The sequence below is a fragment of the Acinetobacter sp. NRRL B-65365 genome (assembly GCF_001605865.1).
Lineage (GTDB): Bacteria > Pseudomonadota > Gammaproteobacteria > Pseudomonadales > Moraxellaceae > Acinetobacter > Acinetobacter vivianii.
The window spans coordinates 26317-50581 of the sequence record NZ_LRPD01000046.1; the positions used below are offsets into that span (position 1 = coordinate 26317).

20 protein-coding genes and 1 pseudogene are annotated in these 24265 nt (G+C 40.6%); 6 read left to right on the forward strand and 15 right to left on the reverse strand.

What is annotated here, in order from left to right; translation table 11 throughout:
• Window positions 1–38: 38 nt before the first annotated feature.
• Window positions 39–689, forward strand: coding sequence for a leucine efflux protein LeuE (gene leuE, locus AWW72_RS15605; RefSeq protein ID WP_004771654.1), 651 nt, complete (start codon window positions 39–41; stop codon window positions 687–689).
• 105 nt (window positions 690–794) lie between these two features.
• Here leuE and AWW72_RS15610 read toward each other — a convergent pair whose 3' ends face one another.
• The 6 genes from AWW72_RS15610 to pepN all read right to left on the reverse strand — a co-directional run bounded on the left by AWW72_RS15610 (window position 795) and on the right by pepN (window position 8433).
• The gene (locus AWW72_RS15610; RefSeq protein ID WP_005256967.1) at window positions 795–2627 is read right to left on the reverse strand and encodes a monovalent cation:proton antiporter-2 (CPA2) family protein; all 1833 of its coding nucleotides are present in this window, start codon (window positions 2625–2627) and stop codon (window positions 795–797) included.
• A gap of 116 nt (window positions 2628–2743) precedes the next feature.
• On the reverse strand, window positions 2744–3463 hold the full coding sequence (locus AWW72_RS15615) for an MgtC/SapB family protein (protein ID WP_005256964.1): 720 nt from the start codon (window positions 3461–3463) through the stop codon (window positions 2744–2746).
• Window positions 3464–3519: 56 nt separating this feature from the next.
• Window positions 3520–4215, reverse strand: coding sequence for a PA4824 family protein (locus AWW72_RS15620; RefSeq protein ID WP_062847935.1), 696 nt, complete (start codon window positions 4213–4215; stop codon window positions 3520–3522).
• A gap of 309 nt (window positions 4216–4524) precedes the next feature.
• Window positions 4525–4962, reverse strand: coding sequence for an RDD family protein (locus tag AWW72_RS15625; RefSeq protein ID WP_062847936.1), 438 nt, complete (start codon window positions 4960–4962; stop codon window positions 4525–4527).
• 65 nt (window positions 4963–5027) lie between these two features.
• A complete protein-coding gene (locus tag AWW72_RS15630) occupies window positions 5028–5714 on the reverse strand; it encodes a dienelactone hydrolase family protein (RefSeq protein ID WP_062847952.1) in 687 nt (228 codons plus the stop codon).
• Between the two features lie 112 nt (window positions 5715–5826).
• Complete coding sequence (pepN, locus tag AWW72_RS15635) at window positions 5827–8433, reverse strand: aminopeptidase N (RefSeq protein ID WP_062847937.1); 2607 nt, start codon at window positions 8431–8433, stop codon at window positions 5827–5829.
• 342 nt (window positions 8434–8775) lie between these two features.
• On the opposite strand from pepN, the gene AWW72_RS15640 reads away from it, so the two are divergent.
• Window positions 8776–9033: a hypothetical protein gene (locus AWW72_RS15640; protein WP_004652954.1), complete on the forward strand. Its 258-nt coding sequence runs from the start codon at window positions 8776–8778 to the stop codon at window positions 9031–9033.
• A 59-nt stretch (window positions 9034–9092) separates the two neighbouring features.
• Here the strand turns inward: AWW72_RS15640 and AWW72_RS15645 are convergent, their stop codons facing one another.
• Together AWW72_RS15645 and AWW72_RS15650 are read right to left on the reverse strand one after the other, a co-directional pair.
• A complete protein-coding gene (locus AWW72_RS15645; protein WP_004771644.1) occupies window positions 9093–9566 on the reverse strand; it encodes a DUF2147 domain-containing protein in 474 nt (157 codons plus the stop codon).
• 212 nt (window positions 9567–9778) lie between these two features.
• Window positions 9779–10252: a DUF2147 domain-containing protein gene (locus AWW72_RS15650; RefSeq protein WP_005256950.1), complete on the reverse strand. Its 474-nt coding sequence runs from the start codon at window positions 10250–10252 to the stop codon at window positions 9779–9781.
• A gap of 348 nt (window positions 10253–10600) precedes the next feature.
• On the opposite strand from AWW72_RS15650, the gene AWW72_RS15655 reads away from it, so the two are divergent.
• Window positions 10601–11761, forward strand: coding sequence for a hypothetical protein (locus AWW72_RS15655; protein WP_047432573.1), 1161 nt, complete (start codon window positions 10601–10603; stop codon window positions 11759–11761).
• A gap of 33 nt (window positions 11762–11794) precedes the next feature.
• A complete protein-coding gene (gene thiM / locus AWW72_RS15660) occupies window positions 11795–12610 on the forward strand; it encodes a hydroxyethylthiazole kinase (RefSeq protein ID WP_062847938.1) in 816 nt (271 codons plus the stop codon).
• 57 nt (window positions 12611–12667) lie between these two features.
• Here thiM and AWW72_RS15665 read toward each other — a convergent pair.
• From AWW72_RS15665 to AWW72_RS15690, 6 genes and pseudogenes are all read right to left on the reverse strand, one after another.
• Window positions 12668–13659, reverse strand: a pseudogene (locus AWW72_RS15665) (hypothetical protein).
• Window positions 13660–13728: 69 nt separating this feature from the next.
• Entirely contained in the window at window positions 13729–14184 is a 456-nt protein-coding gene (locus AWW72_RS15670; protein ID WP_062847939.1) for a hypothetical protein, read from the reverse strand.
• A gap of 15 nt (window positions 14185–14199) precedes the next feature.
• Window positions 14200–14928, reverse strand: a complete 729-nt coding sequence (locus tag AWW72_RS15675; RefSeq protein WP_047432563.1) for a hypothetical protein — start codon at window positions 14926–14928, stop codon at window positions 14200–14202.
• Window positions 14921–17695: a type VI secretion system Vgr family protein gene (locus tag AWW72_RS15680; RefSeq protein WP_062847940.1), complete on the reverse strand. Its 2775-nt coding sequence runs from the start codon at window positions 17693–17695 to the stop codon at window positions 14921–14923. Before AWW72_RS15680 ends, AWW72_RS15675 begins: the two co-directional genes overlap by 8 nt.
• Before the next feature lie 228 nt (window positions 17696–17923).
• The gene (locus AWW72_RS15685) at window positions 17924–18286 is read right to left on the reverse strand and encodes a 5-carboxymethyl-2-hydroxymuconate Delta-isomerase (protein ID WP_062847941.1); all 363 of its coding nucleotides are present in this window, start codon (window positions 18284–18286) and stop codon (window positions 17924–17926) included.
• A gap of 12 nt (window positions 18287–18298) precedes the next feature.
• Window positions 18299–20011, reverse strand: a complete 1713-nt coding sequence (locus AWW72_RS15690; RefSeq protein ID WP_047432877.1) for a DEAD/DEAH box helicase — start codon at window positions 20009–20011, stop codon at window positions 18299–18301.
• A 195-nt stretch (window positions 20012–20206) separates the two neighbouring features.
• Between AWW72_RS15690 and AWW72_RS15695 the strand changes: the two genes are divergently transcribed.
• Window positions 20207–21172 carry an alpha/beta hydrolase gene (locus tag AWW72_RS15695; protein ID WP_062847942.1) on the forward strand — a complete coding sequence of 322 codons (966 nt, stop codon included), beginning with the start codon at window positions 20207–20209 and terminating at the stop codon, window positions 21170–21172.
• A 20-nt stretch (window positions 21173–21192) separates the two neighbouring features.
• Here the strand turns inward: AWW72_RS15695 and AWW72_RS15700 are convergent, their stop codons facing one another.
• Window positions 21193–22371 carry a sigma-54-dependent transcriptional regulator family protein gene (locus AWW72_RS15700; RefSeq protein WP_005256917.1) on the reverse strand — a complete coding sequence of 393 codons (1179 nt, stop codon included), beginning with the start codon at window positions 22369–22371 and terminating at the stop codon, window positions 21193–21195.
• Between the two features lie 122 nt (window positions 22372–22493).
• Here AWW72_RS15700 and exaC point away from each other — a divergent pair, with 122 nt between their 5' ends.
• Window positions 22494–24005 (forward strand): acetaldehyde dehydrogenase ExaC, encoded by a 1512-nt coding sequence (gene exaC / locus AWW72_RS15705; protein ID WP_004771624.1) that lies wholly within the window; start codon window positions 22494–22496, stop codon window positions 24003–24005.
• Window positions 24006–24265 lie beyond the last annotated feature (260 nt).

Genomic DNA, 24265 nt, shown 5'->3' on the forward strand with positions numbered 1-24265 from the left:
TATATTAGCGAAAATCGGTTTTTTAATGAGTTTCTATCGTGTTCGGTATAACAGATTTAACCACTTATATTATTGGTACAATCTTAATTGTGTTATTACCTGGCCCCAACTCATTATATGTAATGTCTGTGGCATCACGTTATGGCATTCGCACAGGCTATGCGGCAGCATGTGGTGTCTTTACAGGCGACTTTATTTTAATTCTCTGTACCGTGCTAGGTGCAGCCTCTTTGTTAAAAGCCTTCCCAATCTTGTTTGTAATTTTAAAATTAACAGGCGCATGTTATCTGGCATATTTAGGTTTTAAATTACTACAAGGCGCTTATCAGACATGGAACAAGCCGCCACATCATGCTGAACTGGCAGCGCTACCAAATTTAGACCAGATCCATCCTTACCGCACCGCTTTGAGCATTAGCCTACTCAATCCGAAAGCGATTTTGTTCTTCCTGTCCTTCTTCGTGCAGTTTGTCGAGCCAAGCTATGCCTATCCTGCTTTAAGCTTTTTAATTTTGGCTATCATCTTACAAATAGTTAGTTTTAGTTATCTGACTGCATTAATTTTTTCAGGTATCAAACTTGCTGGCTTCTTCAAACATAATTATAAATTAGCAGCCAGCGGCATTTGTCTGGTGGGTATTTTATTCTTTGGCTTTGGTTTAAGACTAGCGACCTCAACGCTGTCTTAATGCAACCTGCTATTTTCTCGATATTTCATTTAATTTATATCTAACTTTTAAAATAAAAAGCCCTCATCAAAATGAGGGCCGAAAAATCTTGAATCGCAATGATCGCTATTTTTCTTCTAAATCTTTTTGCGTTTCTTCTTCATTTAAAATACGTCCTGTCTGTTTAGGGCGAATCAATGGTGCTGTTGGCCGTGGATGCGTATGGGTATATTGTAAACCCACCCCTGCATAGACATCATCTGCGGCAATTTCGGTTTCAAAACGTTCTTCGTCACGGTCACGAATTTCATCAGTAATACGTTGCACTTCATCTTGCTCAACCCCTAACTCTTGCAGAATCACGCCACCAAACTTGATTGCAGATTCAAAAGTTTCGCGGATCATATAATCTACTTTCTGTTTCACGAGATAGAGTGAATGTTCACGGTCATAAGAACGAACCAGCAGCTTGGCGAGTGGGAACTCATGAGTCACCAGTTCGACAATACGGTTGGTGGTTTCCTTACTATCCACGCAGACAACAATGGCTTGTGCTGTCGCAGCACCAGATGCATGCAAAATATCCAGACGGCAGCCATCACCATAATAAATTTTAAAACCAAATTTCTCTGCGTTTTGAATCATGTCGATATCATTATCAATAATGGTCACATCGACACCACGTGCCAGTAACAACTGACTGGTAACCTGACCAAAACGACCAAAACCAATCATTAAAATACTACCACTCAAGCCTTCGGCAACAGTGACATTGTCCAGATTAATCGAGTCTTTGGTTTCAGTGAAACGTTTAAAGAGAATTCCCACAATCGGGGTCAGCACCATAGAAAGCACCACAATCGCAGTCAAATTAGACTTAACCGTGTTATCAATTACCTGAGCACTAACTGCAGCGGCAAAGAGAACAAATGCAAATTCTCCCCCTTGTGCCATCAGCAACGCGCGATCTAAAGCTTCGGTATGCGGGCTTTTGGTTACACGCGCAACGATATAAATCATGAGCGCCTTAGCAAACATCATGGCGAGAACACCACTGATGATCAGTTGCCAGTTTTGTGCAACCACAGATAAATCGAGAGACATCCCAACGCCGAGGAAGAACAAGCCCAGTAATAATCCACGGAAAGGCTCAATATCGGCTTCAATCTGATGTCTAAAGGTTGATTCTGATAATAATACGCCTGCGAGGAAAGCCCCCATCGCCATAGACAGTCCACTGACTTGCATCAACAATGCAGCGCCTAAAACCACCAGAAGTGCAGCGGCAGTCATCACTTCACGTGCTTTTGCAGCAGCAAGCAACCTGAACAAAGGATTTAATAGCCAATAACCCGCAGCAATCAGACCCGCAATTGCAATTAAACCGATGCCGATACTTTCAAGACGCGTAGAGGTACTTTCGACCACGTGATTCGGCGCCATAAAGGCAACAATTGCAAGTAATGGAACAATCAATAAATCTTCAAATAATAAAATAGCGACAATCTTCTGACCATGTGGTTGGGTAATATCACCTCTATCCCCTAATAATTGCATCACAATGGCAGTCGAAGTCAGCACAAATCCAGCAGCACCAATAAAAGCCACCTGCCAGCTAAAACCAAACAGCAGACCGACACCGGTTAAAGCTAGACCACAAGCCACGATCTGCAAGGTGCCCAAGCCAAAAATTTCCCGCCTTAAACTCCAGAGATGGGAAGGCTGCATTTCCAGCCCGATCACAAACAGGTACATCACAATACCCAGTTCTGCAATATGCAAAATCGAGGCTGAATCGTGGAAGAATGCAAACCCGAATGGGCCAATAATCAATCCTGCAATCAAATATCCCAGTACCGAACCTAATCCGATGCGTTTAAAAATCGGGACGGCAACCACAGCCGCAGCCAGCAAAACCACTGGTGCAATTAAACTGATTGAATGTGCTTCTGAACTCATACTGTTCTCATTGTTATCATGCTGGTTTCATTTTAGGTGAAACAATTAAGGCTATATATATCATTTTTAGGACAATGCATCCCAATTCAATCATTTAGGAAACGATTTTCCTAAACTTAATTTATTGTATTTTTGTCCCAGAATGCCTGACGAACCTGAGGCATAGCATTGAGGTGGTTAATGATATGTTGAGCTTCTTCCGCTTCAATTGAGGTGGCAATGAGCGTAACTTCAATTTCCACTTCCTTCTCACCAAAAGGCGTGACATCAATATCTTTGGCAGGATAATTATGATGCTTCAAGGTCAGATTCAGCTCATCCATGACGGCTTTGCTGTGACTACGATCACAAATAATATAAATCACATGCATAACCTCAGTATCATCATCCAGCGGACGGCGGTCAATAGCATGTACGATAGGCCGCAGCAATGTATTTGCGGCTAAAATAAATAAAGTTGCCAATATCGCTTCAATCACCAGATCTGCCCCAGCGGATGCTCCAACTGCTGCTGAGCACCACAAAGTCGCCGCGGTATTGAGACCATGAATATTACCTTCCTGACGCATAATCACACCTGCGCCCAAGAAACCAATACCCGAAACCACATAGGCAATTACCCGAACCGCACCATCGGCACCCGTCAGATTAATTGCAATATCTACAAAGATAGCAGCACCCACTGCTACTAAAACATTGGTGCGTAGCCCTGCTGTACGCTGCCGATACTGACGTTCAAAACCGATCAAGGCACCTAAAACAAATGCCACAGAAAGACTGATTAAAGTATCCAGAATATTAGAAAAATCGGTATGTTGCAGAAATTTTAATTGCATGTTTCACCTCTTTATTATCAATGATTTTTAATGAAGGATAATGTGAAATACTGCAATTATGATGACGGCGTAAAACTCAGTCCTAAACCGAACCAATGCTGTTTCTCTGCATGCAAGCGGTCACCAAATGAGGCTTCCAGACTTAACACATTCGGAATAATACTGTACTGCACTGCGGTCTGAAAAAACGGTGCCTGACGATCCTGATTGTAGGTTTCAAGAATTAGCCCCACCCGATCCGTTACATTATAGGTTGAAGCCACGCCCCAACGAACAAGTTGCTCATCGGCATGTTGATAACCAATATTGGTATCTATGGCTAAACGCTGATCTAAAAATTCAAAACTCACCGGTACATTGAAAAACCAGTCCAGTTTGCCACCATGATGCGAAACATCATCACGTGAGAGCAACAAACTAGAACCAACCGCCCAATCATTTTCCATCGGTTTTAATATGGTTTTGGCCTGAGCTGAAAATCCATGAATCTGATCAATATCTTTGCTCGAATGATAACCTAAAGATATTTCTAAATTTTCATTAAGATTACAGGCAGGCACGACTTGATAACCCCAACTGCCATCTTTATTACGCGTATAAGTACTTTCCAGCTGACAATGCTTTGCTGTTGTAATCGAAACATCATCAGTATTGATCAGCGGACCAGCGTTACTTTTTTGTGTCAGCAATAAACCAGATAAAACAAATACATGAACAACAGCAATCCATTGAATGGAAGCGTGAAAGAACATAGGCTTCTCCCCATTTTAGGTGAGAAACTAAACAGGTTGCAGTCAATACAATAAATTTTGTGAATACAGCAAAATTTTATAGAAGGGTTAAAAAATTTATATCAAAGCTATCTCATTGCAAGACAGCCAACCTAACAGGCTATCTTGTTCAGTATTTGCTTTGATTTAATCGATGATTAAACCCGAACCTCGAACAACTACCCATTTAGGATCTCCGTGAATAAATTCAAAGGCATTATAGGACATGCGAATTGATTCACAAGTCCTATCGTATGAATTTTTTATTACATGATAAAATTTCGGTCTAAATTAAAGCTCTCTTACCACAACTGTTTTTGCCATTTTGTCGTGCCAGCCCTGTTTCTTGGCATCGAAAGCCACCCAGATTAAACCAATGAAAAACACCAATGTTGCAGGAATATAGCCAATGTAGCGAATAATCCCTTGCCCGACAGTTACATTTTCACCAGTTTTTTCATCCAGCACTTTTAAACGCAATAAACGCTTACCCGGTGTACCTGCAAATTTAATCCAGCAGAAAATATAAAAGACGGCGGTGATGATTTGCCAGATCCAGTCAGAGGTCGACATGAACTGGAATGATGAAAATCCATCAGAAGCCACCGTAGTTTCTCCACCACCAAAAATCATGGTTAGTGGAATCATCGCCACAATCACGATAATTGAATCAATAATTGCTGCGCCAACACGGATCCAGAAGCCTGCATACTCGTATTTATTAGACATTTTCCCCTCACTTTTTTATTTCTAAAAGTTAATATTTATCAATAATAACCTGTTGTTCCAATGATTTATATTATGTTTTGTTTTAATTCCCGATCAAAAAAGTCAAGCGTACGTTGCCAGACCACTTGGGCCTCAGGCAATCCACGACTGACGCTACGAAAACCATGCGGCATATTATAGGTATAGGCTTCGACCCGATCTCCCAATTGCTGGATCAGTTGCTTACGCTTGGTTGCTGGACAAAATGGATCTACATTCGACCAGTGCCCCTGTAAAATACGAACCTCATCCAGAGATTCTTTTTTCGGAATTCCTGCTCCTTCAATACCTAAAGAATGATGATAAACCACAGGTGCCAGCATATCGTCACGTTTCGCCATCTGGATCACATAGCCACCTGTTAAGCATTGTCCCAACATACCTAAACGACCATTTGAACGTGGATCTGCTTTGAGTACATCTAGCAATACATGGATTTCCTGATTGACCTCACTATCCGCTGCGTTACTGCGTCCTGCTTTGCTCACCATTGCGCGAATACAATATTTAACTGCACCGCCACTAAACAGATTAGGCACATAAACCAGATAGCCACGTTCTGCCAAGTCTTGAGCATCTTCCCGATACACATCAAGGATACCGAATAACTCGTGTAATAATAAAATCGCAGGCGCTTTTTCCGAAGCCTGCACTGGTACATAAACTTCTACTTCGATTTGACGTGTCGGTAATGTGATTGTTTTTATTTCCATTGCAGTCATCCATTGCATTCGAATCGTTTCCATACTATTTATGACAATTATTATTGTCAAATAAAAAAGGATGCCTGACGACATCCTTTTTCCAATGTATTTGAAGCTTAAATTAAATACTTAACAAGCTATTTAATGTCTCTGCTACATTTTTAGATTTTACTTTCGGTTGCAATGCTTTAAGCGCTTGCTGGACTTGAGTGCGTTGCGGTTCAGCCAAAGTGTACCAGCGAGAAAGCACTTGCAGTAAACGCGAGCCTAAGATTGGATTTTTCTCATCCAGATAAGCTGCCAACTCAATGAAATGATCAACACCAAAGCTCCACGTATTGACAGGATTAGCTGCCAGACCACCGCTGACTGAACGGATACGGTTTGGTGTACCTAGATCATAATCCACATGCTTGGTGAGATATTCAATGGTTTCAGCTGTCGCATTTGGATTAGATGCCTGAATGGTAAACCATTGATCCAAAGACAAGGCTTCATCTTTAAAACGGTTATAGAAATCCGCTAATGCAGCTTGCGCCTGTGGTGCATCATTCCAGACCAAAACACGTAATGCGCCTAAACGTTCAGACATGTTGCCCGTATTTTGGTATTGCGCATAAGCCAGCTCAAATACCGCATCATCACCCTGACGCGCCAGCATATTTAACATGATATTTTTGAGCGCACGTACCCCCATTGCCAAAGAAAACTCTTTTTGCAATGCAGGATCTAAGGCCAGATAAGTGTCTTTCCAGAATGAACCCAATTCGCGTGCTAAACGATTCAACACTGCTTCGCGCTTTTCCAGCACCAGCTCAGGTTCATAGTCCTGATCAATACGGCTACCTAAATAATTCTCGCTAGGCACATCAAATAAACGTGATGCCAACAAAGGATCCTTATTCACTAGCTCAGGTAAAGTGTTTTGAATGGCCTGAATATAAATATCAGCTTTGTGATCTGCTAATAAAATCCGTTCCAATAAGGTTTGTGTGGCTTGCCACTGGTTAAAACCATTGGTTTCATGCTGGATCAGGAAGGCAAGATCTTCATCAGAATAATCAAATACCAAATTCACAGGCGCAGAGAAATTACGCAATAATGATGCGACAGGTTGTTCAGTCACACCAGTAAATTCAATGGTGGCTTGATCCTGATCAAATAAATACACACCATCTTTCACATCATTTACAAACAGATCAGCACTGTGCAAGGTGTATTGCTCACCTGTATGGGCATTAAATAACGCCAAAGCTACAGGAATCGGCACGGCCTTCAGGTCTGGATATTTAGGATGCGCTTTTAGGCTTTGTTTTAAGCTGAGACGATAAGTTTGTGCAGTCGCATCATACTCACCTTTGGCTTCTAGCTTTGGCGTACCTGGCTGGTTATACCACGTCAGGAAGTTGGAGAGATCTACGCCTGAACCTGCACTCAATGCAGCAACCCAATCTTCAACCGTAACTGCTTGTCCGTCATGACGGTGGAAGTATTCATCTGTACCCTGACGATATTTTTCTTTACCGAGTAATGTCGCCATCATGCGGTTGATTTCCGCACCTTTCTCATACACGGTCGCCGTGTAGAAGTTATTAATTTCGACGAAATGGTCTGGGCGTGGTGGATGTGACAATGGACCCGCATCTTCTGGGAACTGATGCGATTTTAATACGGCTACGTCGTCAATACGTTGTACCGCAGCAGATTGTAAATCCTCAGAGAAAGACTGATCACGGAAAACCGTTAAGCCTTCTTTTAAGCACAGTTGGAACCAGTCACGACAAGTAATTCGGTTACCTGTCCAGTTATGGAAATATTCATGTGCAATGACTGACTGAACCCGCATAATCGCAGCATCCGTGGTGTATTCTTCATCGGCTAGCACACATGAAGTATTAAAGATATTTAAACCTTTATTTTCCATTGCGCCCATGTTGAACTGACTTACCGCAACGATCATGTAGTTATCGAGATCGTAAGGACGACCATAGTGTTCTTCGTCCCAACGCATTGAATGCTTTAAAGCTTCCATTGCGATGTGACATTTTGGAATGTCTTTTTCAATTGCATAAATTTCTAATGCAACATCTCGGCCTTCCGAAGTGGTATAACGGTCTTTCAATACGGCCAGATCACCAATCACGCACGCAAATAAATAGCTTGGCTTTTTGGTTGGATCTTGCCAGATTGCAAAGTGACGGCCATTACCTGCATCGCCTGTTTCCAATAAGTTCCCGTTTGCGAGCAATACTGGATATTTCTTATCGGCTTCTACACGGGTGGTGAATTCAGCGAGCACATCTGGACGATCTGGATAGAAGGTAATTTTACGGAAACCTTCAGGTTCATTCTGGGTCACGAACAAGTCACCTGCCTGATACAAACCTTCAAGCTGGGTATTTGATTCGGGATGAATCACGACCTGAGTTTGAATAATGACCTCATCTGGTGCATCGGTGATCACCAACTGCTCACTGTCTAAACGATACTGATCTGGATTGAGCAACTGACCATTTAATTGGATAGATTTTAATTCAAGATCACGACCCAACAGGATTAAATCACCTGTAGTTTGGCGCTTCATCACCAATGTTGAGTCTACAAGGGTATGGTCATCATAAACCTGAATATCCAGGTTGATCGATTCAACTAAAAAAGCTGGCTTTTGATAATCTTTTAAATAAATGGTTTGGTCTGCTTGTACAGGAGGCTGTGCCGCAATATTCATCAGTATTCCTTATCTTTCATCATGTCGTTTAGATGGTCTTGTTGGCAAGACTTCTTGATCAATCGATCATACGCCAACTTAAGCAACCTGTCTTTAGACGCATACATGGGTTTTAACAGTTTTATTGGGCTTAATCTTCTGCTTTTCAAATTGAATGCGTACAGAACATGGACGTTTAGACAGAATTACAACACAGTTTTCTATTCTTAAATAAAAACTACAGAACCCATTGCCTTATATCGCCTAACTTACATTTTTTGGCTGAGTTTTACATTTTGTGCACGGTTATTGCTTAACCAATTATGCCAATGTAGGTAAATAAAATAATAGAGGGCTATGACGATGGAATTAAAAGCACATCTTTATCGTTTAGAAAATATCAAGGCGATCCATGATCTCGCAAAAGCAGGTGTGGATCATCATGTCATTTCCGTTTTTTTAACAGCAGAAGGAATCGAGCTGACCACACTAGAAGTCACCAATATTGTGAATACTTATGATGCGCTTGGCAAAGAAAAGCTGCCAAGTAAAAAAGTACAGGCATTGATTGCCGCTAAAAAAATTGGACAGGAGGACGAAAACTTACCATGCCCTGTTTAGCCATTCACTTTAACCATAAAAAAAACCTCGAAAATCGATTCGAGGTTTTTTTATCACACTTAAGGCGTAGCACTATCTGTACGAAGCCAGACCACAGTACGTCCCAGTGCGGAAACGCCCATATAACCACGCATACGTAAACGTTTGCCTTCGCCAGTGACAACACCTTTGCCTTTATAGACACGACCAGATGTTGGCTCTAATACACGCCCATCTATATAAGAATCTGGTTTATTTGGATCTTCTCTAAAACCAGAGAGAATTTCCAATCCCAAAATCGGTTTATTGGTATTCGGTGCCGGACATTTGGTACAGTTTGTTAGCGCAATTCCATGCGAATTTGGATAACGATAAATAATTTTTCCATGATAACGTCCGTCATTTCCTTTACGGATTTCGACAATAGAGAGTTGTTCTCCCGTACGTTCTTCGATACTTTTCCAGTAACCTTCAATTGAAGCTGAAAATGATGCTGCGCTCGCGCAAGCAAATGTGAGTCCCATGATTCCTTTCATGAGCATACGATTTAGCATATTCACCCCGTCTAAAAAAACAACCTATTCAAAGAGATAGGTTTAAAGCACGAAAATTATCACAATTTTCATAAAGTTACACTGTACGCCAGAGTTCATTTGTATAAGAAATAACGGATTTTATGCATTAATTTCATAGGATAATGAGTATTCTTTAGACAAATAAAAAAGCCCAAACCAGTCGTTTAGGCTTTCTTAAAAATCAAATACAGTTATGGATTTGCACTATCGGTACGAAGCCAGACTTGTGTGCGCCCTAGCGCAGAAACACCCATATATCCACGCATACGCAGACGCTTACCATCCGCACTAAGTTGTGCTTTTCCTTTATAAATATTGCCGCTTTTTGGCTCTAGCACCCGGCCATCAATAAATTGATTCGGATTTTTTGGATCTTCCTTCAATCCCCATGCAATTTGCAGCCCCAGAATAGGTTTATTCTTAAACGGTTCAGGACATTTCACACAATGGGTCAATACCGTACCGCCGGGCACTGGATAACGATATACAATCGTTCCCGTATAAGTATTGTCTGCTTTCTTCTTGATTTCAACGATTGAAAGTTGCTCCCCAGTACGGTCATCAATACTTTTCCAAAAGCCTTCTGGTGTTGTGGCAAAGCTCATAGTGGCGAATACAGCCAAGCAACTTCCCATGAGTCCTTTCATGAGTGCATTTTTTTGCATAATAATCTCCGTAATGCAAAATAGATCCATCTATAACTTCATTTTTATGCGATCGTTTACAAACAGTCAACACAACTCAGCATTATTTAATTCATTAAAATAAAAGAAAATTTTAAGCAATTCACATATTTTATAATTAGTGATTATGGCTTGGCACAGTCTATTGGGTTCCTATTCACGCAATCGTGATGAGTGACCCTTAACATCCGTCCACTTTAGCTTGAGAATAAAAAACTCAGATTTTTCGCCCTGATTTGAATACGACATTTTAACTGTTTATAAACTTTGCATCACTCTAGCAATGGAGCATGTATAATTCCCTTTTTAATGGTCATAGGTTTAACATCAATGGATTTACAGATTCTACAAAAACAGTTAGATGAAAGTAGCCATTGCCCTCTATGCCAAGCTTCAATGAACTGGATAGAAGCTGAACAATACTCACAAGAATTCCAGTTCCATGAATGTAGTCATTGCCAGCATCGGGTATTTAAAAGCGATAGCAAACTAAATTGTCATTGTGCGCAATGTACCGCAAGTCGTAAAAAACAGACCCAACAAACCATTTTACAAGAACAACGTAAAAATAAAATCAAAGATGAAGTGGTGTATAGCCTCAATCAACTGAGCTTCTTGCATAAGCTATTTTTGCTAAGCTTGTTAGATCGCTATGCTCGTGAAGATGTACAACACGATGAGCTGATTCATTGGCAAAATATTAAATATCATGACTTTACCCCTAACTACTTATTTCAACATCAGCTCGTCCAAGAGCTACTGAAACTTGGGGTGTTAAAGTCGCAAGACAGCAATATCGAAACCGAACATTTTTATTTGAATATTCGACTCGATGGATACGCAGACCCAAGCCTATTCAGCATTACTCAACAATTACGGCAATGGTTTTATGAAAATCTGAGTTTAGGAATTCCCTTTAAAAGCACAGATGAAGTAAAAGATGCGCTGTATCTAGTGTTGTACCAAGAAATCGTACAGTTTATGCAGTTCTATTGCCGCACCTGGGGCATTCAGATTGCGGGGAATCGTCCTTTTCAGGCATTCTGTTATCGCCTCATGGAAGGACTTGCGGTCGGACAGATTTTCTATTTGATTCAAACTGCTTTGGAATATCTGCATAAACAAAAAGCCTTGCAGCCAAGAAATGATAAATTTATCAATACCAATTTGTTGAAAAAGACATTGGAACAATATCGTGAACGGGCATTGAATGAACGTTGGGAAACCACAACCTTGCCACGCCCCTACACCATTCCATTCAGTAAAATGAGTGAAGTATTATTATTTAAATTTTTGGGTTATGACGAAAGTATTTTTATCCAGCCCGTCTGGAAATCATGGCGAAAAATCGAGCCACGTTTAAATTTTTATTCAGTGAAACGTTGTATGTATTGTGGTTCAAATGACCTGATCGTAGATTATGATGCTCAAGATTATGTCTCTTTAATCTGTCGTAAATGTAAGCATCAAGATCACTATTTCACACGTTAATTCCTAGATTCAAGCCTGTATGAAGGATGTATTATGTCACAAAAACAACAATTGATTGATCAAGTCATTGAAGCTTGGCATGCTTTACAACAACAAGCTCCTTTAGTGCAATGCATGACCAACAGCGTTGCCAATAATTATGTTGCCAACATTTTACTGGCTGCGGGTGCTTCACCTGCCATGATCGACAACCCTTTTGAAGCAGAAGATTTCACAAAAATTAGTGCTGCACTCAGTCTGAATATCGGTACACCAACCACTGAACAAACCCAAGCTATGTTAATTTCGGCTAAAACGGCACAGCAGCATCAGGTGCCTTGGGTGCTTGATCCGGTAGGTTATGGCGCTGTTTTGAAATGGCGTAGTGAAACCGTTGATCAGCTTCTGCAGTTTCATCCAAGTATTATTCGTGGTAATGCTTCAGAAATCAGTACACTGGCTGGTAACAACATTCAGTCTAAGGGTGTAGACAGCACCTTGAATAGTCAGGATGTTTATGCGCAAGCTAAAAGTTTATTGCAATATACTGAATGTGTAGCGATTTCTGGTGAATCTGACTTCATCATTTCCAAGCCGTTAAATGCCGTGATTCAGGTCAATGGTGGTTGTCATTTACAGCCTAAAATTACCGCAACCGGTTGTGCCTTAGGTGCTTTAACAGCGGCCTATCATGCCGTTGCTCCCGCTACGATTGCAGCACTGGCTGCTCATATTCATTTTGCCATAGCGGGTAAACTGGCATTTGAGCATGCACAAACTGTCGGTAGTTTTAATGTCGCATTTTTGGATTATGTGCATATGCTTGATGATAATTTAATCCAGCAATATGTTGATATTGAGGTTATTTAAGGCAACATATGTACGGGATAAAACGCACTGCATAGTGCGTTTTCTTTATAGGAAAGATTATTCTCCGCTATCCCAATACCAATAGACTTCACCCCAATCTGTTTCAGTAAGTGTTGGCAATATTCCACCTTGGGTGAACTTGTATCAGGTTGTGCAGGAGTAGACCAGTAACCTGCTTTCTTTACTTTTTCCCCACCTTTTTGAGATATTCTTTCTTCATTAAACACCGAACTGCTGCCACCATCCTCAACTACTTTTTCCACCAGTATCCATGTCGTTTCTACTTCTTCTGAATTTTCAATTGTATCTGGTGTCGTAAAAAGGTCTGGATTGGTTTTAAAACACTGAACCGCTGGAGCTAATTTCCAGTCTTCAGGATGCTTGGCTGACATTTTTTCTTCATGTACCAGAAACTTACATGCTGAATATGATTCAGTAGATCGATAAAAACCTGTCACCATAATTGGTTCATTAGTTTTTACACTTATATTAGGATTTAAATAATATTTAGGTAATATTGGAGGATACTCTATACCCACATCTCTTTTATATAAATCATTTTTTAATAGATCTTTATAGTCCCATTGCGAGTCATAGTAATCACTTGCAATAAAGGTATTATTAGCTCTTATTGATACAATATCCTGTTTAGCTTTATAAATAGCAGCCGAGCCTTTTTCAACATGATCCATCCAGTCATAGGGATAATCTCTCCATTGAGCAATAAGAGCATTACGAATGCCACTCATTCTTCTTAATATAGGCAAAAAGCCCTCTTTTAAGTCATCCAAGCCATCAACTAAATGATGTAACACTCCTTTAAAATTTGGTAGTACAATGGTTCCCCAGACATAGTTGGCTTGATGAGATGGATGTTGGGCACGATGATCGGGTGCTAAATGAGCACTATATTTATCTAATAGTTCTTCTGCATATTGAATCAACTCCTCCCATAGCTTTACTGTTTCATAGTAATAATCATACGAAAGAAATTGTTCCAATAAATAGATTTCTTTTGGAAATAATTCTAGCTTATTTAAATCAACCATTTAAATTCTATAAATCTCAAAACCCTAAACTTCTATTACTTCACTGCCAATAGACTTTACCTCTAAATATCACTCAAACTCTAAAGGATCTATTTTATATTTCTTGAATAACATTTCACGAACTTTTGGATTAATATCCTCATCATGCTTAACAATTAAGAATATATCTTTCTTAGTTAAAGGGATAGATTTTAACACTCTAGGTAAATCAACAGTTCTAATAGCAGATATTTCACTAGGTTGCTTTAATATATCAGCATCTTGATCAACAAAGTTAAAATCAACACCTTGCAGATTAAAATAAACCATCACTCTTCTGTTTAAAGAATCACTATCATCATATAAAACTGTACCTGCTGGCAGAACAGTATATTCAGAATAATTATCAAAATTTGAAGCTATCTGCAAAGGTCGTTCTAAGACATGAATTTTAGGCACTTCTTTATTTCTCCAAAAATATAAATTAAATATAAGTTGAGTTGATACCAACACAATTAAGATAGCAATAATTACATTTTTCCTCATATTTCTATCTCCATTTTAATGTCGATATGTATTTTTAATATCTACTTTTACATCAGGTGATACTAGCAAATAGTCATTTAAGTTATCAGGTAAAAATAAATATTTTGGCATTTCATAACTACTTGCCTTAAATGCCAATTTGACTGTAGTTGGTAATACTTTCTCTGCATTAACAAATTTATAACCAGTCTTCGCCATACTTGGGATTGCTTTTTTTGTTGCTTCGAGACTTTGAGTCGTACAATTAGGAGCTAATGCAAAATAATCTTGAGCTAATATATAACTTTTAAAGTGCGCTCTTGCTTGGAAAGGACGAGAGTTTTCAATTAACTTATTGTAATAATTAAGAACATTAATTGCCTGACTATCAAATATTCTATAGCCATAAGCATATGTTGTCCTAGACTTTGCAGTACCTAATCCCTGTCTATTTTCATCAGCAATATAAGCTTGAAAATCATCCCAAACTCTGAGTACCCCTTCACCTCGGGGGCTATTAGATCCCTCTAAGGTAAATGGTCCGATACTTTCTGGCTTAGTTTTACCATAGCGACCGAAATCATAAATATAGTCTTTACCTTTTAATTTTATATAGACAGCAGTATGCCCATATGGTGATTCAGTTTTTCCCTCACCATAAGAACTACCCACCAACAAGTGCAGCTCTGCCTCTGGTTTTAATATAACTTTTTGAGTAGGCGGGTTTGAAGTACTTGTTGTTGTACTTTTTGTTACTTTAGTCATTATCTAGGCTATCCTGCTGGTCGAACCATTTAACTTCTAACTCATCATTTTCAGCAGATTTTATTGTTTTTGTCATACCATTTTCATCAGTAACTCCATAGATCTTTATACCAGTTCTTTTATTTAATATTGAGTAAGAGATTTCTTTTAAAACTTCACTACTGTTAGCATCTACTGCTTGAAAGTTCCTATGTTCATTTTTAATTCTTATATCAGGCATAGCCATTCTAATCATATTAACTTTTCCCCCACCCATAAACAAATGCTGCCCTGCTTTCACCTCAAACTTGCCACCTGTGGTCGGAAAAATCCCCGTTCCATTCAGCTTGATTTGAGAACCACCCGCTGTAATTACAATTTCTTTTGGACTAGTAATTTCAATACGATCTTCGGTCGAAATAATTTGAATCCCTTGCTTGGCAAGTAAATCCATGCCATCCGATTGGGCATGCGCTTCGAATTTTCCTTTCGCTGCAACCTGCTTGATCCCATTCTGTGCAGCAAACAGACTGATTCGGTTTTGAGCATGCGTAATCAGATTTTTTTGTGTGCTGAGATTAATACTATCGCCCGCTAGCTGATTAACTTGTCCATCTGCAGAAACATGAATATCTTCATTGGTACTCAGACCAATTCCTGCAGGTGAGCTCAGTAGCAATAAGGCTTTATTAAATCTAGCAATTTTTTCTTCGATCTGTTCGGCAAATTCTTTTAATTGTTCAACTGATTCAATCTCATCAGTTTGCTGATTCTTGGCAACTTCGCTTAACGCTTTGGCATTACTTTGATTGCCTTCAAGCTGCTGTTTGGCAGGCTGCGCATCTAAATGCTCGCCTTGCGCCTGATCCTGGTTCTGCGTACTCAACAATAAACCTTGACCTGCACGCACTGCGCCCCATTGGTCAGTACGCAGTTCAAAGCCTTCACCACGGTCTTCACTTTCAGCCTTATCCTTTGGATGGCTGAGTTTACCGAGATTCAGTTGGCTGACAGCATGACTACTTTGCAGTTGTGTACTGATCTGTCCCGTAGTGTCATCAAAGCGCAGCTGGTTAAAGCCCTCACCTTGGTATTCTTTGGATTTGATCCCTGCGAGTTTTTTGGTATCAGGTAGCTTGCCAGCATTGTCAAACTTGGTCGGACTACGTTGCGCCTCATGAATCCGCCCGACGACATAAGGACGATCAATATTGCCATCAAAGAAGTCAATCACCACGATTTCACCGATACGCGGTAAAAAACGTGCGCCATAACCTTCACCCGCCCACGGCGTCAGTACATCGACCCAAGCAGAATCGGTATCGTTATTGTTGGCGCCTGCACCCCCATCATGGCTATGATCATCTGCTCTCGTGAACAGGAATCTGACTTTAATCCGTCCCCATTCATCAACATGGATTTCATCACCACTCGGCCCGACCACTTTAGCACGTTGTGGATGTGCCGCTGGTCGATGTTGCAACGGATTATATTCTGGCACCAATGCAATATTACGGCGTTGTAGCGTCAATTGGTTCGCTTGGCGCTCATCCGTCTGCTCAGCATTTAAGCCTTTTAAATGCCACTGACTGTGTTGAAGCAAAGTTTGAACCTGATCCGTCAAGTCCTTAGGCAAATTGTTCTGGTTATAAAAGCTTTTTGAGGTAATTAAAAACTCTTTATCTGCCCCCTGATGCTGATCAATTTCAGGATGCTCATTCAACTCGAACCAATAACCCACCTGCGTATCCCGAACTGTAGAACTTGCAACAAACTGCTTGGCTTGAGCGTCGTAGTATTGTCCCAAATTCTGATTCAGTTTTTCGATCTGGGCATTGCCCGCTTTGGTCGTGCCATCTTCACCATTCAGGTCTTGAATCCACGCGGGTGAAAAGTGCCATGCCTGTTCCAATGCAAGCTGTTGGTTATCATGTTGATCACTATGATGATGCTTGCTCTGAACACTACCAGCACCTTCTTCCTGTTCCAAAGCATCGGCTTGCCAACGTTGTACATGTACCGCATTGGGTTGCAATGAACGCTGTGCGACGAATGCAATGATGCTGTCCTGAGTTTCCGTGGCGCTACTACGATGAAAACGAATATTATGGCGATCTAAAGCGTTATATTGAGTGTTGTCATCAATTAATCTGAGTTTCTGTGCCTGAATCTGCTCACTTGAGCTAGCAACTTTTAACTTGGCTTCATCAATCAGCCAGTTTATTCCTTCACTCCGCATCAAACGGGTAACAAAGTCATAATCGCTTTCATTGCTCTGCATGATAAAAGGACGGACATCATAGTCTTTGCTGAGTCCACTGATATCCAATGTCAAACTCGCTGCAAATAATGGACTTTTTGACTGCCATTCTTTAAAAATGGTCTGGATCACATCAACGACTGATTTCGCCATAAAAACACGGCTATTGCGTCGATGCTTCCATAGTGCAGTTGGATCTTGGACACGAAGTTTATAAAGGGTGAGCGAACCATCGCTTGCACCGACATCGGCTTGGGTCACGATGCCTGAGATACGGTTCAGTTCAGCTCTGTCGGTTACAATATCAATCGCAACCTGACTGCCAATAAAGCTTTTTAACGGAATGACGGCACTGGTCGAAAGACAGACCAGTTGAAGGTCAATGCCCTGATTGAGCTGATGAGTGCCTTCTAAATATTGTAAGAATACTTGATCATTTAAAGATGAGTTGGAGAACTGAGCATGGATCGCACGTTTTTGCGCGCTCAGCCCTAAAGTCTCTAAAGCTTGAAAGATATTATTCAGCATCTTTTTATAGATTATTTAATAAAATTTGGCGCATTTTATAAACAGCATACATACTTGTCTATATTTTTAATGTTACGCACCCACCAGCTTTTTCCTTGTAGGAAAAATCATCTGAGAAAATAAAAATATAGCTCACAGCGAGCTCATTATCACCAAACAAGGAATATTTTTTATTCAAAACCGAATCAACTTCACCTCTCCAATCAAGTGAAGTTGATTCAGATAAAATTAAACGCTTGCCTTAAAATAATACTCACTTGGCATATCAATCACTTCGACACAAAGTTGTAGCGGCAATTGATTTTCTACAGGCAGATAGGCTTTTTGTTCAAGTATAGCCAATAAGACCTTACCTAAATTCTGCTTTTGCACCTCGGTTCTACCGCTCAGCAAATACAGCTTTAAATGAATATAAGCATGTTGAGATTCGCCCATACCAATCAGAAAAGCGTCATCTTTAAAAATACGAGACTTCACATCATTTGGGCTAAACAGATCTGTTTCAATCAATGCCGAATTGACGCTGCTGAGTAATGTTTGCTGATCAAGTTCAGTGAGATTAGCTGAATAATTGGCAACGAGATGAGGCATTTTTTATTTTTCCTATTCAATAAATAACAACGCTAAACGGACTTGATCGTAGGCCATACGCGGACTGGTGGCTTCCACGATGGGACGTAATTTAATTGAACCATCATCAGTAAAATGTTCTGGATTCTTACGTTTATGTAACCGTTTATAAATCTTGCGCACTTCTTCAACCACTTCCTCACCAGGATTAGCCACCGAAATATCCAGTCCCTGTTCCTTATGCAGTCGTGCCAGATGGTTGATAATCGTAGCTGGTGTTAAACCTCGCTCATGCGCAATGTCTTCAATTTCATAACCGCCTTCGAATAAAGCACGAGTTTCATCTAAAGTCGCAGCAGCGTAATTCTGTTTGCCACCTTTGGCAATTTTCTTCTCATTGCGTGCAATTTCAGTCGCGTTAAGCGTACCACCGCAATGACGAATAAAGGCATTGTGCTGGGTGGTGAGATCGATATTTTCAAAGTTGGTTTCCGCTTCGGTTGATAACTCCTGAAAACGGCGGTCTGCTTTAATAGCCAAGCTATCCAGTTCTAAGGCCTGCTCATTAAAGCCCAGTAATTTCAGTCCCGTAAGTGACTTCAATCGGGATAAAGCAACATAGCCCTGACCTTTCTCGAAGGTATGACTTAAATTGATTTCTGCTGCCTCCAGCGTCATGCCCTGACTTTTATGAATAGTAATCGCCCAAGCCAAACGTAAAGGAATCTGCTGATAACTGGCAATCACCTTACCCGCTTCATTTTCGATTGACCATGTTTCTGGCTCAACCAGAAAAGTGGTGCCATCGGTCAGTTTTACTTTAGGTAAAATGCCTTGCTTATCATCTTCTTCAAAGCCAATGACTTCGCCCAAGCTGCCATTGATATACCCCATATCAAAGTTATTTTTTACAAACATCACTTTGGCATGTTTTTTCAGGGTCAATTCTTCTGGCGCACGTACTGAAGATTTCAGTGTTTCAATTAACTTTTCATTACCATCCAGCACTGCATTAAATTGATGGCTTTCATTGTCAATTTCATTGAGATGCTGATAATTAATATTATCTACATCCATATTATGTGTGTACAAACGGGTAAATGTTTCACCAATATCATGCTGGCGTGACTGGTGTAATGCCGAGATATGATTGTCCTGAATACTTTGCGCCCGAATCGCATTCAAAATCTGGTTGAGAATCTCATCATCCTGACGATGTTGTTCAGTTAAATAGCAAACTCTGAATTTGGCTTCCACCCAAGCATCGGACATAAAACAGAATTTATCACGATTGTTTTCATCTTTTCTGCCCACAGGCGGTAACTGGAAAAAATCCCCTGCTACAATAACTTGAATACCACCAAAAGCTTCATCACTTTCTTTAAAGTATTTTAAAACCTGATTTACCAGATTTAGTTGCTTAGCATGCAACATGGAAATCTCGTCAATAATCAGGACTTGGGCATTTTCCAAATGCTCTTTTAAATATTTACGCTCTTTCATACGCTTGAGGTCATCATCACTCAAGCTGTCTTTAATGCCGATACCTGCCCAAGTATGAATTGTCATCCCATTCATATGCGTCGCCGCAATACCAGTCGATGCCGTAATTGCAACGGGAACTTTGCGTGCTTTTAAATAATGAATGTACTGATTAAGCGTATAGGTTTTTCCTGCACCAGCTGAACCCGTCAAAAAAACATTTTCCCCAGCTTTAAGTAACTTCAGTGCAGTCTCTTGTTTCATAATTTCTTCAGTCAAAAACAACAGCACATAGCTTAACGATTTTTTGGCAAAAATAAAAATGCAATCCAGTACCAATCTGCTCTCTAACATCAAATGACGATCAGTGATTCAACTGGTGCGATCGTATATTTACGTTGACATCCAGATGTTTTCATTTAAGGTATTTATTAATGAATTCAGACTTGATCTATAAAAATGACTACTTCAAATCTTTATACTTATCAGCCAGATATACTAGGTGAAGATTATCAGCAACTGACCTTAAATTTCGCTGATGATTATGATGGAAAAGTTGTAGCCACTTTGGTAAGAAAGAAGGCCGCTCAAACCACAAAAAAAGCAGTTTTATACATTCATGGTTTTGCAGATTATTTCTTCCAAAAAGAAATGGCAGAACAATTTAACCAGCATGGTTATGATTTTTATGCGCTCGACCTAAGAAAATATGGGCGTTCCAGACTGCCCCATCAGAAATTCTACTACGTGCTTGATTTACGCGAATATGATGCCGAAATCAGCAAAGCGCTAGAAATTATTGGACAAGAAAATCATCAACAGGTTGTACTGGCTGGACATTCGACGGGCGGTTTGATTGCAACACTGTATGCTGCACATTATCCAGATCACCGTTTAATTAAAGCAGTTTGGGCCAATAGTCCTTTTTATGATTTCTACAAAAGTACCATCGAGAAAAAACTCGGCATTCCCTTGCTCAGTGAAGTTGGTAAACGACTACCAAAAGCGAAGTTCCCAAGTGGTCTCAATCAATGGTATACCCCAAGCTTACATAAGGATTTCTATGGGGAATGGGAATTCAATTTAGACTGGAAACCAAAAACCATGCCATTTGTGAATTTAAGTTTTGTGACGGCAATTCATGAAGCACAAAAAGAAATTCATCAAGGTGTGACCTTAAGTGTTCCCACCTTGATCATGCACTCACATCAATCCAACAATCCAAGAAAATGGGGTATTGATGCACAGCAAAGTGATGTCATTTTGGATGTAAAAGATATGACTCATAATGCTAAAAAAATGAAAGGTGACGTACAAACGCTAGCAATTCACAATGGTTTACATGACCTTGTGCTTTCAGCCCCACCCGTACGGGAAAAAGTTTATCAAGGACTTTTTGACTGGCTGGCAGAAAAACTTAAATAATCACCATGACCTTTCAATGCTCAACCGTCTTGATAGCGTTTGAGCATCTGCTTGGCGGGATGATCTATAGGTAATAATTCCATCAACCTCTCCACAGCATCAATTGCTTCAGGGCTATATGCCAGATGCTTTAATAAAATATCACTTTCCTGCGCCTGAAAAATAGCATGACTCAACCGCGATTCGATGCAGTCACGCCATGTACACAAAAATGGACTCTCGGTTTTCGCTAGAAAAATGCCTGTATAACATTGTAAAGCGGTATTTAAATATCCCGCATCCAGTGCCTGCTCCAGTTGCAGAAAATCCGCTTCAACTGGAATTTTCAACTGATAAGGTCGTGAACCTAAGGCATTCCCTAATCGTTCTCTCAGATGGGACATCTCAGCCTTTAAAGTTCCAATACTGACTTTGCGCTCACCATATAGTGCTTGATGTAAGTGATCGAGGCTCATGCCTTGGGGACATAACGCTAAAATCGTCATAATTTCAATCTGCCGTGGGGTCAGCATCAGATTTTTACCATTCAATGTGGCTTGAGGAGCAGAAAAAGTACGTAAATAAAGCGATTGCTGTTGTAACTCCTGTATAGCCATTTGAATAATTGAGGCACAACGTTCAACAGCCAGCAGACCTAGACTATTATGATTTTTCCAAGTCGTTGATAAATCCACTACACCTAAAATCTGCTTGGAATGAGGATCAATCACAGGAGCCGCATAACAAACCCAGTCATGTACGGAAGCCATGTAATGCTCATTAGAAAACACACAACTGGATTGACGTGTTTTCAAAGACAATGCCAGTGCATTGGTTCCAACCAGTTCTTCCTGCCACTGCCCACCTGCAACAAAATGCACCCGTTCAGCAGCATTGCGCATTTGCGCACTGGATGCCGTCCAGATAATGGTACTTCCCGCATCACCAACTGCCAGCACCATCGACGATTGTTCTGCAATATGCTTTAGATCTTCTTTGCAATATTCCAATGCCTGCATTAATGAACTTTTACTTTCAGCACTTTGATCTTGTAAAGGCGCAGCATCGCGCTCTTTAGGAATATTGGCTTGAGTTGAACGCTCCCAAGAGCTTGCAATGCTTTGTCCAAGTTTTTCTGCATGTTGCGGATTTAAAACACTTTGTGTACGACATTGCTCGACCAGCATCCGTTGCTGGATTAGCTCTTTTTTTGTGAACATTTGTAATTTCCTTGTTCATTCACAGGCGGTTCCAACCTTTTCCCAACCTAGGGTTATTTAAGCTCTGTTCAATAACGTACTTGGTACTTTATTCAAAATTACACACATAAAGGAATATGTTTATGCGCTATATCGATCCTAACCAACCTGATTCCAAAATACACTTTAAAGCCCAATATGAAAACTTTATTGGTGGACAATGGGTGGCACCAGTCAAAGGAGTGTACTTTGACAATATTTCCCCTGTCGATGGCAAAAGCTTTACTCGCATTCCACGCTCAAGTGCAGAAGATATTGAACTAGCACTTGATGCTGCTCATAAAGCAAAAAAAGAGTGGAATAAATCATCTCCAACCACCCGCTCAAATCTGTTACTGAAAATTGCAGACCGCATGGAAGCCAATCTGGAAATGCTGGCTGTTGCTGAAACGTGGGACAATGGCAAACCAGTCCGTGAAACACTTGCAGCAGATATCCCCTTAGCCATTGATCATTTCCGTTATTTTGCTGGCTGTATCCGTGCTCAAGAAGGTGGAATTTCTGAAATTGACGAAGATACCATTGCCTACCATTTCCATGAACCACTGGGCGTTGTTGGGCAAATCATTCCCTGGAATTTCCCTATTCTCATGGCTGCATGGAAGTTAGCTCCTGCTTTAGCAGCAGGTAACTGTGTAGTGATCAAACCTGCCGAGCAAACGCCTGTTGGCATATTACTGGTTGCAGAACTTATTCAGGATCTATTACCAGCTGGCGTATTGAATATTGTGAATGGCTACGGCGCCGAGGTGGGCCAGCCACTGGCAACCAATCCTCGTATTGCCAAAATTGCTTTTACAGGTTCTACACAGGTTGGGCAACTGATCATGCGTTATGCAACTGAGAATATCATTCCAGTCACCTTAGAACTCGGTGGGAAATCACCCAATCTGTTCTTTGCCGATGTGATGGATCAGGATGACGATTTTCTGGATAAAACCCTTGAAGGTTTTGCCATGTTTGCCCTAAATCAGGGCGAAGTGTGTACCTGCCCGTCTCGTGCTTTGATTCAGGAAAGTATTGCTGATCAATTTATGGAAAAAGCCATCGAACGAGTGAAACGCATTAAACTTGGACATCCGCTTGATACAGAAACAATGGTAGGCGCGCAAGCGTCATTGGAACAACAGCAAAAAATCTTACGTTGTATCGATACAGGTAGACAAGAAGGTGCCGAAGTACTGTTAGGTGGTCATGATCGTAAAGAAGTTGGTAATGGTTATTACATCGAACCAACGATTTTTAAAGGCCATAACAATATGCAGGTCTTTCAGGAAGAAATCTTTGGCCCGGTCCTCTCTGTAACGACATTTAAGGATTTCGATGAAGCCATTCAGATCGCCAACGACACCATGTATGGTTTAGGCGCTGGTGTCTGGTCACGCTCCACCCATACAGCCTATCGTGCTGGCCGTGCAATTGAAGCTGGTCGCGTCTGGACAAACTGCTACCACATTTATCCTGCCCATGCTGCTTTTGGCGGCTATAAAAAATCAGGTGTAGGTCGAGAAAATCACAGAATGATGCTTGATCATTATCAACAAACGAAAAACCTTTTGGTGAGTTATTCAACCAAAGCAATGGGCTTTTTCTAAGCGAGATATTCATCATATCCACATAAAACAGCGAGCATAGGTTTCTTGTTAAAGACCTACGCTCGCTGCGGAAGTAAAAGTCACTTTGCCCAGACTTATCAATCCCTTTTTCTTAAACAAGCATCTTTTGAAACAGAGAATTCCCTTTCATTGATATGACAACAGATTAAAAACACAGACATTCACAATCGAGTTTTGCACAGGGTGTGCAAATCGGCATTGCTTTTGCATCTTGCTGATTAAACGAATACATGGAGCTT

Coding starts and splice junctions, on each gene's coding strand:
- AWW72_RS15675 (WP_047432563.1), bottom strand. CDS start 14,928: ATGACTAAAGTAACAAAAAGTACAACAACAAGTACTTCAAACCCGCCT.
- AWW72_RS15620 (WP_062847935.1), bottom strand. CDS start 4,215: ATGTTCTTTCACGCTTCCATTCAATGGATTGCTGTTGTTCATGTATTT.
- AWW72_RS15610 (WP_005256967.1), bottom strand. CDS start 2,627: ATGAGTTCAGAAGCACATTCAATCAGTTTAATTGCACCAGTGGTTTTG.
- AWW72_RS15685 (WP_062847941.1), bottom strand. CDS start 18,286: ATGCCTCATCTCGTTGCCAATTATTCAGCTAATCTCACTGAACTTGAT.
- AWW72_RS15630 (WP_062847952.1), bottom strand. CDS start 5,714: ATGGAAATAAAAACAATCACATTACCGACACGTCAAATCGAAGTAGAA.
- thiM (WP_062847938.1), top strand. CDS start 11,795: ATGTCACAAAAACAACAATTGATTGATCAAGTCATTGAAGCTTGGCAT.
- AWW72_RS15645 (WP_004771644.1), bottom strand. CDS start 9,566: ATGCTAAATCGTATGCTCATGAAAGGAATCATGGGACTCACATTTGCT.
- AWW72_RS15615 (WP_005256964.1), bottom strand. CDS start 3,463: ATGCAATTAAAATTTCTGCAACATACCGATTTTTCTAATATTCTGGAT.
- AWW72_RS15700 (WP_005256917.1), bottom strand. CDS start 22,371: ATGTTCACAAAAAAAGAGCTAATCCAGCAACGGATGCTGGTCGAGCAA.
- exaC (WP_004771624.1), top strand. CDS start 22,494: ATGCGCTATATCGATCCTAACCAACCTGATTCCAAAATACACTTTAAA.
- AWW72_RS15695 (WP_062847942.1), top strand. CDS start 20,207: ATGACTACTTCAAATCTTTATACTTATCAGCCAGATATACTAGGTGAA.
- pepN (WP_062847937.1), bottom strand. CDS start 8,433: ATGAATATTGCGGCACAGCCTCCTGTACAAGCAGACCAAACCATTTAT.
- AWW72_RS15655 (WP_047432573.1), top strand. CDS start 10,601: ATGGATTTACAGATTCTACAAAAACAGTTAGATGAAAGTAGCCATTGC.
- AWW72_RS15690 (WP_047432877.1), bottom strand. CDS start 20,011: ATGAAACAAGAGACTGCACTGAAGTTACTTAAAGCTGGGGAAAATGTT.
- AWW72_RS15650 (WP_005256950.1), bottom strand. CDS start 10,252: ATGCAAAAAAATGCACTCATGAAAGGACTCATGGGAAGTTGCTTGGCT.
- AWW72_RS15670 (WP_062847939.1), bottom strand. CDS start 14,184: ATGAGGAAAAATGTAATTATTGCTATCTTAATTGTGTTGGTATCAACT.
- AWW72_RS15625 (WP_062847936.1), bottom strand. CDS start 4,962: ATGTCTAATAAATACGAGTATGCAGGCTTCTGGATCCGTGTTGGCGCA.
- AWW72_RS15640 (WP_004652954.1), top strand. CDS start 8,776: ATGGAATTAAAAGCACATCTTTATCGTTTAGAAAATATCAAGGCGATC.
- AWW72_RS15680 (WP_062847940.1), bottom strand. CDS start 17,695: ATGCTGAATAATATCTTTCAAGCTTTAGAGACTTTAGGGCTGAGCGCG.